This is a genomic window from Halorubrum aidingense JCM 13560 (assembly GCF_000336995.1).
GTDB lineage: Archaea > Halobacteriota > Halobacteria > Halobacteriales > Haloferacaceae > Halorubrum > Halorubrum aidingense.
In genome coordinates this window covers 20,131-33,510 of sequence record NZ_AOJI01000019.1, presented here as the reverse complement: position 1 = coordinate 33,510, position 13,380 = coordinate 20,131, and the positions used below count along the sequence as shown (strand labels likewise).

Sequence of the window (13,380 nt, the reverse complement as noted above, 5' to 3'; positions counted from 1 at the left end):
AGCGCGCCTAATAAGCGTTCGTTGTCGAACGACGCCCGTCAGACGAAAGCCCCCCGACGAGTCACTCCCGCGGCGCGATCAGCTCGATCGGGTGCATCGGCGCGGACCCGAGCAGCGCGTCCAGCTGTTCGGTACAGGAGGTGCCGGCGGCGACGACGGTGCGGTCCGTCTCGCCGAACTGCTCGCGGAGGGGTTCGCCGACGTCCATGCTCAGCTCGTAGTAGTCCGTCTTGTAGCCGAACGAACCCGCCATGCCGCAACACTCGGTGTCGGAGACGCGCACGTCGTAGCCGAGCCGCTCCATCACGGCGGTCGCGTGCTCGCCGACGCCGATCGTGCGGGCCTGACAGTGCGGGTGGTAGGCGATCCGCGTCCCCGAGGCCACCGGCCCGGTCCCCGCGGCCGGCGCCCGCAGTCCAGCGGGATCGCCGCCGTTCTCCAACAGGCCGAAGACGTACTCCATCACGTCGTAGCTGGCGTCGGCGAGCCGCGCGGCCGAGCGCTCGGGGAGGAACTTCTCGTACTCGCTTCGGAACATCGCGAGGTCGCTCGGCTCGATCACGACCACGTCGCGGCCGGCGTCGACGTGGGGCGCGAGTCCGCCGTACGCGTCTTCGGCGGCCGCCTTCGCCGTCGAGACCATCCCCTGTGACAGCGGCGGGCGGCCGCTCCCCGGGAGGTCCGGAATCCGGACGTGCACGCCGAGCGCCTCCAGCGCTCGCACCGCTGCCTTCCCGCGGTCGACGTCGGCGTAGTTCGTCGCCGTGTCGGGGTACAGCACCGCCTCTCGCGTCGCGTCCGCGGGCGAGACCGCGGCGCCGCCGCGCGCCTCGAACCAGTCGACGAGCGGCTCGCTCGCGAAGCCCGGGAGCTCCCGGCGGCGGTCGATACCGGCGACGCGCTCGGCGACCGCCCGGAGCGGGCCGACGTTCGCGAGCCGATTCGCGACCGGGGCGGTCCGACTTCCCCACTTCGCGAGCGTCTCGTAGTTACCGACGAGCCGGGTCGACAGGTCGAGCCCGGCAGGCTCCTCGTCGGGGACCAGCTCTTCGAACAGCCAGTCGGTCTGCCCGGGGTCGACGTCGCCGCGGTTGACCCGATCGCGGACGACGGTGTTGATCCAGGGGATGTCGATCTCGACCGGACACGCCGGGACGCAGCGCGAACAGCCCGTACACAGGTCGTTGAACTCGGCGGCGACGTCGAGCCCCTCGATGCCGGCCTCCCAGCCGGTCGCGATGCCGCCGGAGTACGTCTCGCCGCCGAACGCGTGGCCCCCGACGCTCTGGAAGTTGCCGCAGGCGTTCGAGCAGGCCGAACACCGGATGCAGTACAGCGTCTCTTTCAGCTCCTCGTCTTCTCGCATCGCCAGACGACCGTTGTCGATGAGAACGAGGTGGAAGTCGCGGTCGTCGCCCGAGCCGTCGGCGAGGGGGTCCGCGTCGCGCTCGAAGTCCGGCACCGGCGAGTCCACGGGCGGGGTCAGCGTCGAGATGTAGGAGGTCACGTCCTGACCGGTCCCGGAGCGACCGATCAGCTCGACGAACGGGGCGAAGTCCTCGACGGTCGGGACGAGCTTCTCGACGCCGGCGACCGCGACGTGGGTGTCCGTCGCGGTCACCGTCTTCCGCGCGTTGCCCTCGCTCGTGACCAACAGCATGGTGCCGGAGTCGGCCGCGATGAAGTTCGCGCCGGTCATTCCCACGTCGGCGTCCTCGACCAACTCGCCGAGCCGCTCGCGGGCGAACATCGTCAGCTCCTCGGCGGTCTCCGGCGGGTCATCGGGGTCGAACCGCTCCGCGAACAGCTCCGCGATCGCCTCCCGGGACTTGTGGATGGCGGGCGCGACGATGTGGGAGGGCGCCTCGTCCGCGAGCTGGAGCACCCACTCGCCGAGGTCCGTCTCGACCACCTCCACGCCCTCGGCCTCGAGGGCCTCGTTCACCTCGATCTCCTCGGAGGTCATCGACTTGGATTTGATCAGCCGGTCCGCGTCGCGCTCCTCGGCGGCCAGTTCGGTGACGTATCGGTTCGCGTCCGCGGCGTCGTCGGCGAGGTAGACGGTGCCGCCGTTGGCCTCGACCGTCTCCGTCACCCGCTCGATGAGCTCCGGGAGCCGGGCGATCGCGTCCTCTTTGATATCGCGCGCCTCGCTTTTCAGCGCCTCGTAGTCGTCGAGGCGCCCCGTCGACTCGTAGCGCCCCTCGTTGAAGCCGCGGGTGTTCTCGGCGACGGCGTCGCCCTCGGTCGCCATCAGCTCGCGGATCCGGTCGGCCTTCCCGGTCCGATCGGTGTTCTCCGTCCGGCCGGTCGCCTCGGCGTCGCTACTCATCGTCGGTCGCCTCCGATCCGGCCGTGGCGTCTCCGTCTGTCTCCCTGTCTCTTCCGTCGGCATCCCGGTCGTCTCGCAGTAACACCACGTGGACCTCTTTCGGCCCGTGCGCGCCGTGAACGAGCCCGCCCATGTCGGCGGTGGCGCTCGGGCCGGTCGCGAAGACGACGTCGACCGACTCGTCGCGGGCGCGCGGACCGAGCCACGCGAACGCGTCGGGCATGTCGGGGACCAAGTCGGCCTCGCGGAGGACGACGACGTGGCGGTCGACGAAGAGACTCACCGGCTCCGTGCCGGCGCGGTCGGCCTCGATGGCGACGCTGCCGTACTCGGCGATCCCGAGCGAGGCGCCCGTGACGCCGGTGTGGGCCGCGCGCAGGTCGGCGGTCGTCGGGTCGGTGTCGACGCGGTCGGGCAGCGACGCGGCCGGCTCCGACTCGTCGTCCTCGCGCGCGAGCGAAACTCCGACGGCCGGGTCGCCCGCGGCGTCGGCCACCAGTTCCGCGCACGCCCGCGCTGGGCCCTCGCTGACGGTGACACCGAGGGAATCGAGCCGACGCTTGAACGTCGATCGGTCGGCGAGTGACATACCGAATCATCCGAGGGGACGTATATGGGTGTTATGCCGATCGTCCGTGACCGTCGATCCGGCGAAGCGAGCGCTGCGCGTCGGCCTCGATCAGTCCGGCACCCTCGCCGAGGTCACGAGCTTTTTGACGGTTCGACCGTGAGGGATTCACATGGCAACTAACACGCCGGACCCGGATCCGCTGGACGGGGGGAATTTCGATTACACCGGGGGCGAGATCGATCGGCCGGATCTGGTCGACGCGCTCGACCGGCGGGTCGACGGCGACGTGCGGTTCGACGACTACTCGAAACGGCTGTACGCGACCGACGCCTCGGCGTACGAGGTGACGCCGATCGGGGTCGTGCTCCCGGAGTCGACGGCCGACGTCGCGGCGGTTCACGAGTACTGCTTCGCGGAGGGGATCCCCGTGCTTCCGCGAGGCGGCGGCACGTCGCTCGCCGGCCAGACGGTCAACGAGGCGGTCGTGCTCGACCTGTCCGCGTCGATGGACGCGGTGATCGAGACGGACCCCGACGCGCGCACCGCGCGGGCGCAGGCCGGCGCGTACGTCGGCGACCTCAACGCCGCGGTCGAGCCGCACGGGCTGAAGTTCGCGCCCGACCCGGCGTGGCGCGACAAGTCTGCGATCGGCGGGGCGATCGGCAACAACTCCACCGGTTCGCACTCGCTGAAGTACGGGAAGACCGACCACTACGTCGAGGAGCTGGAGGTCGTGCTCGCCGACGGCACCGTCGAGACGTTCGGCGAGGTCGCCGTCGACGACCTGCGCGAGTCCGCGGACCCCGACGCCGAGGAACTCATCCCCCGGATCCACGCCGAGATCGTTCGGATCCTCGACGAGGAGGCCGACGCGATCGACGACCGGTTCCCGGAGATGAAGCGGAACGTCTCCGGCTACAACCTCGACCGCCTGCTCGCCGAGTACCGCGGCGAGTACGGCGAGGCCGGCGTCGTCAACCTCGGCAGGCTCATGGCGGGCAGCGAAGGGACGCTGGCGACGGTCACCGAGGCGACCGTCTCGCTCGTGGAGATCCCCGAGACGAAGGCGGTCGCGCTGCTCACCTACGACGACCTCCTCGACGCGATGGAGGACGTGGCGCCGATCCTCGAACACGACCCCGCCGCCGTCGAGGTGATGGACGACGTCCTCCTCGGGCTCGCGGCCGACACCCCCGAGTTCGAAGAAGTCGTCGGGATGCTCCCCGAGGGGACCGACTCCGTCCTGCTCGTCGAGTTCTACGCCGACAGCGACGACGAGGGGCGACAGAAGGTCGCGGACCTGATTGCGGACCGCGTGGGCGAGCGCTCGGCCGCCGACGGCGTTGGCGCCGCTGGCACCGACGCCGTCGTCCCCGAGACCGAGGCCGATCCGAGCGAGGGGGCGGCCGAGGTCACGAGTCAGCCGCGCCGCGCCGTCGACGCGATGGAAGCGCACGACCCCGCGGAGCGCGACCGCTTCTGGAAGATGCGCAAGTCGGGGCTGCCGATCCTGCTGTCGCGCACCACCGACGAGAAGCACATCTCCTTCATCGAGGACTGCGCCATCCCGCCCGAGCACCTCCCCGAGTACACCCGCGAGTTCCAGGAGATCCTGGCGGACAACGACACGTTCGCCACCTTCTACGCGCACGCCGGTCCGGGGGTGCTCCACATCCGCCCGCTGATAAACACGAAGGAGGTGGCGGACGTGGACGCGATGGTCGACATCGCCGACCGCGTCACCGACGCCGTCGTGCGACTCGGAGGGAGCGTCTCCGGCGAGCACGGCGACGGGCGGGCGCGGACCCAGTGGAACCGCAAGCTGTACGGCGACGACCTCTGGGAGGCCTTCCGCGACCTCAAGACCGCGTTCGATCCCGACTGGCTGTTGAACCCGGGGAACGTCTGCGGCGACTTCGACATGCGCGAGAACCTCCGGTTCGACGCCGACTACGAGTACGACCCCGGCTTCGACCCCGCGATGGAGTGGGCCGTCGACAACGGGATGCAGGGGATGGTCGAACTCTGTCACGGCTGCGGCGGCTGTCGCGGTCCGCAGGAGACCACCGGCGGCGTGATGTGTCCCACCTACCGCGCCTCCGAAGAGGAGATACAGGCGACGCGAGGCCGCGCGAACATGTTGCGTGGCGCCATCTCGGGCGAGCTCCCGGACGACCCCACCGACGACGAGTTCGTCACCGAGGTGATGGACCTGTGCGTCGGCTGTAAGGGCTGTAAGAAGGACTGCCCCAGCGGCGTCGACATGGCGAAGCTGAAAGCGGAGGTCGAACACGCCCACCACGAGGAGCACGGGATCGACCTCCGGACGCGGCTGCTCGGGAACTTCGAGCGGCTCGCCCCGCTCGGGTCGGCGCTCGCGCCTCTCTCGAACCTGCCCGGCAAGATACCGGGCGCGGGGCTCGTCATGGAGAAGGCGCTCGGAATCGCGAGCGAGCGAGACCTCCCCGCGTTCCGCTCGGAGAGCCTCACCGACTGGTTCGAGGCGCGCGGCGGCGCCGCGGTCCCCGAAGCGGAGGCCGACCGGCGCGTCCTCCTGTTCCCCGACGTGTACACGACGTACACGAACCCCGGCGCGGGGAAGGCCGCGGTGCGCGTGTTGGAGGCCGCGAACTGCCACGTGCGGATCCCGGACGTGGACGGCAGCGGTCGCCCGGCGCACTCGAAGGGGATGCTCGACGCGTCGCGGGCGACCGCGACGGACACGGTCGAGACGCTCGTGCCCGACGTCGAGGACGGCTGGGAGGTCGTCGTCGTCGAGCCGTCCGACGCCGTCATGCTGCAGACGGACTACCACGACCTCCTCGACGGCGACGCGAGCGACGTGCCCGACGCGGACGTGGCGGCCGTCTCGGCGAACACCTACGGGGTCATGGAGTACGTCGACGCCCACCGGCTCGACGAGGCGCTCGCGTTCGACGCGCCCACCGAGTCGCTCACCTATCACGGTCACTGCCACCAGAAGGCGACGAAGAAGGACCACCACGCGGTCGGCGTGCTCCGCCGGGCCGGCTACGGGGTCGACCCGCTCGACTCGTCGTGTTGCGGGATGGCGGGCTCGTTCGGCTACGAGGCCGAGCACTACTCGATGAGCAAGGCGATCGGTCGGATCCTCTTCGATCAGGTCGACGCGAGCGACGGCGACGAGGTCGTGGCGCCCGGCGCCTCCTGTCGGAGCCAGTTGAAAGAGCGCGACGGCGGCGCCCCGGAGCCGCCCCACCCGGTGGAGAAGCTGGCGGCGGCGTTGGCGTAGGCGACGTTGGGGGGGCGGGGCTCGCGTATGCGACCCGAAAATCGATTCAGCCGTCGCCGCCGTCGTCCGTGACTCGGTCCCGCTCGCGTTCTCGCCGGCGGTCCAACGTCCGTTTGAGTCCCTTCCCGGGACCGCCCTCGATCGGCCAGCCCTTCGTGCGCCACTGCGGCGGTTCGGGGGCGAACGACGGGCAGGCGCCGGCGCACTCTCTCGCGGTCGGCCGTTTCGTTTTCGCGGCGCAGTACGGCACCACCGCTCGGCCGTCGCGGCGGAGTTCGAAGTGCCGACAGTCCGGGCGCATCGTCTCGTGGAAGGAGCGCCATCCCTTCCCGTAGGCGCGCTCGGCGATCTCCAGTCGCCGCGTCTCGGTCTCGGCGTCCCGAGCGCCGCGGCCCGCGGGCGAGAGGTCGCTCGGGTGCCACGCAACGTCCGCCGCGTCGCCGTCGACGCCCGCCGAGAAGTCGGTCGCGAGGATGCCGGCCTCGACGGGCATCGCTCGCAGGAGAGCGGGCTCGACGCGCTCGCCCGTGGTCTCGGTCGCCAGCCACGCCTCGTCGGCGAGGGCGGTCTCGACGTCGTGTTCGAGCTGGTCGGCGAGCGCGGCGGCGGCGGACCGGTCGAGGTCGGGTTTGTTCTCGATCGCGACGATCCGCTCCACCCAGTCCGGGTAGGGGCGCTTCCGACGGAGCTGGATCCGGTTGTTCCGGCGTCGCTTCTCGATCAGGTCGCGGCCCGCGGCGCGGTGGACCGCCTGCCGGACGTAGCGCCACGGGTACCCGGGGTGAGGGAGCGCGTCGCGGTACCACGCCCAATCGGCGGGCGCGTGGCGGACGACGTGAAGGAGGTCCGAGTCGATGGTCCGCTCGCCGAACGCGCGGCGGGCCGCGAACGCCGCCGGGTCGACCTCGATCACGACGGTGTCCCAGCGGCGCTCCTGCGTCCCCAACTGGCGGGAGACGATCGCGGGACGAGCGCCGTCGCTCGGGTGCCACGACAGCTCGGCGTACCGGCAGACGAGGAGCTCGTAGCCGAACTCGGCGTCCGGAGTCACGACTGCGATAGCGGGGGGTTCCTTAAAAACGAACCGCCGGTCGGCGGTGACTAGTTAGATGTAATCGCCGCTCTCCTCGTCTTTCCGCTCGTCGAGGTACTCGTGGGCGTCCTCCAAGATGTCTCGCGGCCCGTTCTGGGTGATCGTGTTGAGCGCCTGTTCGTAGTCGCGCCACTGCAGGTCGCGGTGTTCGTTCGAGATCTCCGCGCTCGCTTCGAACGAGCGGGCGATAAACAGGTGCACCGTCTTGTGGATGGTGTTGCCGTTCGCCTCGAACACGTAGTCGTACTCCTTCCGGAAGCCGTCGATCAGCCGGAAATCCTCGATTCCGGCTTCCTCTGACACCTCCCTGATCGCCGTCTGCTGGAGCTCCTCGTCCCCCTCGACCCCGCCTTTGGGGAACTCCCAGTCCCCCGGCCGGCTCTTCAGGAGTAAGTACTCCCGTTCGCCGCGGGTGTCGCGGAAGAGGATGGCTCCAGCGCTGGTCGCTTCGACCGTCATTAGCGTCAGGTAAGCAAGCGCCCCTAAAGAGGGTGTCGGAGTCGCCAACGCACCGGCCGTTTCAGCCCTCATCGACCGATCTACGCGGCGCTGACCGCTCGAACCGGAGGATATATACGGGTTGATTCGTCCGACGATCGCCGCGATCTCGCTGTAGATGCGTTTTTAGCCTTCGGGCCACCATCAACGCACAACCCCCAGCAATGACCTTCGTCACCAAACTCTCCTTCGCGTCCGGCGACCGCGACGTGCTCGCCGAGACCGTTCAGGAGCTCAAAACGACCCTCGAACGGAAGGGCGCGGAGTGTAAGGGCCCGCACGCCACGCCGGCCGAGACCGTTCGCGTCCCGCTTTATAAACAGCTCCGCGCCGGCGACGAGTTCTCGCCGTGGAGCTACTCGGTTTATAAGCGATCGATGGAGATTCACGGCGCCGACGACATCGCCCGCGAGGTCGTCGGCCGCGACTTCCCCGACTCGATCCACGTCGAGGTCGAAGTCGACCAGAAGAAGCCGCTCGGCCACCGACGCGACTGAGCGGTCTCCTCACCCGGTCGCTCGTCTGCCCCGCCTGCCCGCTCCGATCTCCCCGACGTCCCCGACCGACCGCCCCCCGTTCGCCGTCACGCGATCGTTTAAGCACCCCCGCGGCCACCCTCGCGTATGAGCGTTCTCACCAACGACGCGTACCGCGAGTTCCGCCGCGATCTCCACCGCCACCCCGAGCCCGCGTGGTGCGAGTTCTACACGACGGCCCGGATCGTCGAAGAGCTCCGCGAGCGCGACCTGACCGAGCTCCACGTCGGCCGCGACGCGCTGTCGACCGACGACCGGCTGAACGTCCCGGACGACGACGAACTCGCCGAGTGGGAGCGACAGGCGCGCGACGACGGCGCCGACCCGGACATCGTCGATGACCTCTCCGGCGGCTACACCGGCTGCGTCGCCGTCGTCGAGCGCGGCGACGGCCCCGTGGTCGGGCTTCGGGTCGACATCGACGCGCTCCCGATCCTCGAGGCCGAGGCGGACGACCACGTCCCCGCGGCCGAGGGGTTCCGCTCGGAGCGCGAAGGGTTCATGCACGCCTGCGGTCACGACGTGCACGCGACCATCGGGCTCGGCGTCCTCGACGCGGTGCTCGACTCCGAGTTCGACGGCACGCTCAAGGTGTTCTTCCAGCCCGGCGAAGAGCAGGTCGCCGGCGGCAAGCCCATGGCCGAGTCCGGTCACCTCGACGACGTCGAGTACCTCTACGCGGTCCACATCGGTCTCGACCACCCGTCCGGTGAGGTCGTCTGCGGCGTCGAGGGATTCCTCGCGGTGCGCCACTTCCTCGCGGAGTTCGCGGGCGAACCCGCCCACGCCGGCGCGCGGCCCGAGCAGGGCCGGAACACGGTGCAGGCGATGGCGGCCGCGGTACAGAACCTCTACGCGATCCCGCGGCACGCGGACGGCCCCACGCGCGTGAACGCCGGGCTCGTCGGCGGCGGCACTGCGACGAACATCATCCCCGAGGAGTCGTACATCGAGGGTGAGGTGCGCGGGGCGACGACCGAGTTGGCGGACTACATGTCCGACCACGCGGACCGGGTCCTCGGGTCCGCCGCCGAGATGCACGACTGCGAGGTCGACGTGTCGACGCTGGGCGAGGCGCCGAGCGCGACGAGCGACGCCGCGCTCGCCGACGTCATCGGCGAGGTCGCCGGCGGCGTCGACGGCGTCACGAACATCGTCGAAAGCGACGACCTCGGCGGCTCCGAGGACGCGACCTTCCTGATGCAGGCCGTGCAGGACAACGGCGGGCTGGCCTGCTACGTCGGCGTGGGCACCGATCACCCCGGCGGACACCACACCCGCACCTTCGACGTGGTCGAAGACGACGTCGCGGTCGGGATCGACGTGCTCGCCGGCGCGATCCGCCGGGTCGCGGAGACGCGACCGTAGACGCCGCTCGGCGGCCGGTCGCCGGCAGCGATCCTCGGCCGCCTTCGACACCGACACGTCAATTTTGGAGAGAGATTGGTGTCTCTACGGTGTCATTTTGTCCCGATTTCGGGCGCTCTTTGGAAATCGTTCATGTCTCAGTGGCGGTGACTGTCAGTCTCAATGGCAGATCACAGACGGCGAACGCTGCTCAAGACGGCCGGTGGTGTCATGATCGTCGGGACCCTCGCAGGCTGTGCCGGTAACGGCGACGAGGAACCGAACGAGAGCTCCGACGACGGGAGTATGGGTGACGACGGATCGAACGGGAACGAAACGAACGGAGACGGGATGGGCGACGGCGAGACCGACGAGAACGAGACGGAGGACAACGAGAGCGACGACGAGTCGGAACCCGCAGCGGAGGCCTCGCTCCGCGTCGCCCACCTCTCGCCGGACGCGCCGAACGTCGACGTGTACGTGGACGGCGACGCGGTGCTCGAAGACGTTCCCTTCCGCACCGTCAGCGACTACCTCGAACTACCCACGGGGGATTACCCCGTCGAAATCACGGCCGCCGGCGACGCGGAGACGGTCGTGTTCGACGAGGAGCTGACCGTCCCCGAGGGCGATTTCACGGCCGCCGCCATCGGCGAACTCGCCGAGGAGAACCAGCCCTTCGCCGTGGAGGTGTACGAAGACGACCTCTCCGACCCCGGAGAGGACGCTCGGGTTCGGCTCATTCACGCCGCGCCCGACGCGCCGAACGTCGACGTCACCGTCGACGGCGAGCCCCTCTTCGAGGACGTCGCGTTCGGCGCCACCGGGACCGTCGAGGTTCCCGCCGACGACTACACGCTGGAGGTCCGACCCGCCACGTCGGAGGTCGACGGTGAGGTGGTCGCCACCTTCGACGTCTCTCCCGAGGCCGGGACCGTGTACACCGCGTTCGCGGTCGGCTACCTCGAACCCGACGCCGCGCCCGCAGACGAGTCGTTCGACCTCGAAGTGGTCGAAGACGGGCCGTAAGCTGACGCAGTCGGTCAGCCCCCCTTACCGCTCTCGGCGGTAGGTTTAGGCGCCGCGCGCCCCACACGTTTCGTATGGAGGCCGTCCTCTGGTACGTGCTCACCGGAACCCGCGGCGGCCCCAACCGCGTCCGTATTCTCAGGGCGATCGACGAGCGTCCCAGGAACGCGAACAAGCTAGCGGAGCATCTCGATCTCGACTACACGACGGTCCGCCACCACCTCGACGTGCTCCGCGAGCACGACGTCGTAAAGCGGACCGGTGACGGCTACGGGACGGTGTACTATCCCACGGAAGGGGTGCGACAGCACTGGGACCTCGTCGAAGAAATCGCGGAGGGACTACCAGTATGAACACGACACGAACGGGGACAACCGGGGACAGGCGGGGGACACGCGAGACGACGATCCGACGAAGCGGTCGGAGGCGGCCGTCGGCGGGCGGTCTCGTCAGGTGCGAGCGAGGGACGGCATGCAGTGGATAGACGTCGCCCGCGTCAGCGTCGGGCTGAACGCCGCGATGCTGTTCGGGCTCACCTGGGTGTGGGCCCGGAACTACCTCGTGTTCCGGACGAAACACGCGGTGGGGCTCGCGGTGTTCGGCGGCCTGCTGCTCGTTCAGAACGGGCTCTCGCTGTACGTCTACCTCTTTCACCCGGTGTTGGCCGGCTGGTTCGCGACCGAAATGCCGTCGCCGGCGTGGCGTGCGCTCATCGTCGTCCACGCCCTCCAGACGGTCGCGCTCGCGTTCCTGCTGTGGGTGACGTGGGACTGACCGCGGCTCTCGACGTCTCCGTCGCTCCGCTCGTCGGTGCTCGACGGGGCGACAGACGCAGTCGACGTCGTTGAACTTCTTAGCGGGTGGTGCATTCCCGATCCATGTCGATCAGGAGGGCCGCGGGATGATCGACCACGGGAGTGGGTGTATCGATCCGGCGGCGCGATTCTTTATAAGTGAGCGATGGTGTTGCTGTCGGTTGTGTATAAACCGTTACTGACGCGGTGATACCTTCCAAAACCCCAACCGCACCGCACAGCACCACAGCCTCACGCCTCCCCAGCCTCGTCACCGGCGCTATGCGCCAGCGACTCCCTCGCGCTCGGGTTCGCACCGCTTCGCGGTGCTCACCGGAGCGCGCCACCGCCGCATTCATTTATAAATGATCGTCGCCGCCGTCTCGGTTATTTATAAACCCGGTCGGCGTCGGCGGTCTACAACACCCACTCTCGCACTCGATCGAGACGCAGGGTTCAGCGAATCGCTGTTTCGTGTGGGAAAGTGGCCGAAGAATTGCTGTTCAACAGCGCCGCGCAGTCGGGTCAGTACTTCGCGTCCGCACCGGTCGTCTCGTAGATCCGATCCATGATCGCGTCGCGTTCGCCGGTCCAGTTGGCCATCGCGGCGGGGCTCGTCGGATACGACTCGTAGTGCGCGAGGAGTTCGTCCGCGAGCGTCTTCGTCTGGTAGAAGTTCCGGATCGTCCCCCAGTAGCCGAAGCTCTTGACCGCCGCCTTCAGCTTCAGCCCGAAGGACATCGACGTCGACCCCTCGTAGAGCGCCTCTGCAAGCTTCTCGCCGGGGAGCGCGGCCAGCAGCCCCATCAGGTCGTCGACGTCGACCGCGGTCGAAAGGACGTTGTACACGTCGAGCCCGGCGTAGCGGCCGCCGAAGTGGTCCATGACCCGGGTGTTGTACCGCCAGAGGTTCTCCTCGGTGACGTCGCCGTCGCTGATCGCCTTCACGGCCTGCTCGCCGGCGTACTTGCCCGCGTACGCCGCGCCGGCGATCCCGCCGCCGGTGGTGGGGTTGACGTGACCCGCGGCGTCGCCGACCGCCATGTAGCCCGGCGCGACCGCCGAGTCGTAGGGGCGGCGAGTCGGGAGCGCGGCGCCGAGCTTGTCGCGGACCTCCGCGCCCTCGAACTCGGGGCGGTCCCGGAGGTCGCGTTTCAGCGCCTCGACGAGCTGCATCGGCTTCTCGTTCATCTGGAAGCCGAGGCCGGCGTTGATCTCCGTGCTCGTCCGCGGGAAGTACCAGAGGTACCCCGCGGCGCGGTCGGTCGCCTTGAACACGAGCGCGTCGTCCCACTCGACCGGCTCGGGCACCTCGACGATCTCGCGGTAGGCCGAACAGAACTGCGAGTAGCGGACGTTCGTGTCGAAAGTCGTCCCCTCGAAGTCGGCTTTGTCCTGCAGGAGCGACAGCGATCCGGCGCCGTCGATGACGACGTCGCCCTCGTAGGTGACCGGCCGGCCGTCCCGTTTGGCCCGGAGCCCGGTGACGCGCCCGCTCTCGGTCTGGATCACGTCGTTGATGACCGTGTCGTAGTGGAAGTCGACGCCGGCGTCCTCGGCGCCGGCGATGATCCGGCGGCCGTACTCCCAGCGGTCGATGACGGCGAGCTCGCCCGGAACGGGGATCTCCAAGACGGTGTCTTCCTGCGGGATCTCGAAGCGCCCGTGGTCGACGCCGGTGTTGGTGAACGCCGGCTCCAGCCGCTCTTTCGGGATCGCCTCGGGGAAGGTGTCGGCGCCCTTCAGCGCGTCCCCACAGGCGATATGGCCCGCCTCCTCGGCGTCCTTTCGCTCGACGATGACGACGTCGAGCCCCTCGTTCGCGATCGTCGCGGCGGCGTAACAGCCGGCGGTGCCGGCGCCCGCCACGACGACGTCGTACTCGTCGATGCTCATTACCGTGAGGTGT

11 protein-coding genes are annotated in these 13,380 nt (G+C 69.2%); 6 read left to right on the top strand and 5 right to left on the bottom strand.

The window, feature by feature from the left end; genetic code table 11:
* Window positions 1-61: 61 nt before the first annotated feature.
* Both C461_RS06095 and C461_RS06090 read right to left on the bottom strand, forming a co-directional pair.
* Window positions 62-2,332, bottom strand: a complete 2,271-nt coding sequence (locus C461_RS06095; protein WP_007999572.1) for an LUD domain-containing protein — start codon at window positions 2,330-2,332, stop codon at window positions 62-64.
* Entirely contained in the window at window positions 2,325-2,921 is a 597-nt protein-coding gene (locus tag C461_RS06090; protein ID WP_007999570.1) for an LUD domain-containing protein, read from the bottom strand. The genes C461_RS06095 and C461_RS06090 overlap by 8 nt, the downstream gene beginning before the upstream one ends.
* 151 nt (window positions 2,922-3,072) lie before the next feature.
* Here C461_RS06090 and C461_RS06085 point away from each other — a divergent pair, with 151 nt between their 5' ends.
* On the top strand, window positions 3,073-6,174 hold the full coding sequence (locus C461_RS06085) for an FAD-binding and (Fe-S)-binding domain-containing protein (RefSeq protein ID WP_007999569.1): 3,102 nt from the start codon (window positions 3,073-3,075) through the stop codon (window positions 6,172-6,174).
* A 46-nt stretch (window positions 6,175-6,220) separates the two neighbouring features.
* Here C461_RS06085 and C461_RS06080 read toward each other — a convergent pair whose 3' ends face one another.
* Window positions 6,221-7,225, bottom strand: coding sequence for a DUF5787 family protein (locus C461_RS06080; protein ID WP_007999568.1), 1,005 nt, complete (start codon window positions 7,223-7,225; stop codon window positions 6,221-6,223).
* 54 nt (window positions 7,226-7,279) lie between these two features.
* On the bottom strand, window positions 7,280-7,726 hold the full coding sequence (locus tag C461_RS06075) for a bis(5'-nucleosyl)-tetraphosphatase (RefSeq protein ID WP_007999567.1): 447 nt from the start codon (window positions 7,724-7,726) through the stop codon (window positions 7,280-7,282).
* Window positions 7,727-7,929: 203 nt separating this feature from the next.
* Between C461_RS06075 and C461_RS06070 the strand changes: the two genes are divergently transcribed.
* From C461_RS06070 to C461_RS06050, 5 genes are all read left to right on the top strand, one after another.
* Window positions 7,930-8,262, top strand: coding sequence for an uS10/mL48 family ribosomal protein (locus C461_RS06070; protein ID WP_007999564.1), 333 nt, complete (start codon window positions 7,930-7,932; stop codon window positions 8,260-8,262).
* A 126-nt stretch (window positions 8,263-8,388) separates the two neighbouring features.
* Window positions 8,389-9,669, top strand: a complete 1,281-nt coding sequence (locus C461_RS06065) for an amidohydrolase (RefSeq protein ID WP_007999563.1) — start codon at window positions 8,389-8,391, stop codon at window positions 9,667-9,669.
* A 162-nt stretch (window positions 9,670-9,831) separates the two neighbouring features.
* A complete protein-coding gene (locus C461_RS06060; protein WP_049906380.1) occupies window positions 9,832-10,677 on the top strand; it encodes a DUF4397 domain-containing protein in 846 nt (281 codons plus the stop codon).
* Between the two features lie 74 nt (window positions 10,678-10,751).
* A complete protein-coding gene (locus tag C461_RS06055; protein ID WP_007999561.1) occupies window positions 10,752-11,030 on the top strand; it encodes a winged helix-turn-helix domain-containing protein in 279 nt (92 codons plus the stop codon).
* A gap of 118 nt (window positions 11,031-11,148) precedes the next feature.
* Window positions 11,149-11,451: a hypothetical protein gene (locus C461_RS06050; RefSeq protein ID WP_007999560.1), complete on the top strand. Its 303-nt coding sequence runs from the start codon at window positions 11,149-11,151 to the stop codon at window positions 11,449-11,451.
* A 545-nt stretch (window positions 11,452-11,996) separates the two neighbouring features.
* Here C461_RS06050 and C461_RS06045 read toward each other — a convergent pair.
* Window positions 11,997-13,367, bottom strand: a complete 1,371-nt coding sequence (locus C461_RS06045) for a geranylgeranyl reductase family protein (protein WP_007999559.1) — start codon at window positions 13,365-13,367, stop codon at window positions 11,997-11,999.
* Window positions 13,368-13,380 lie beyond the last annotated feature (13 nt).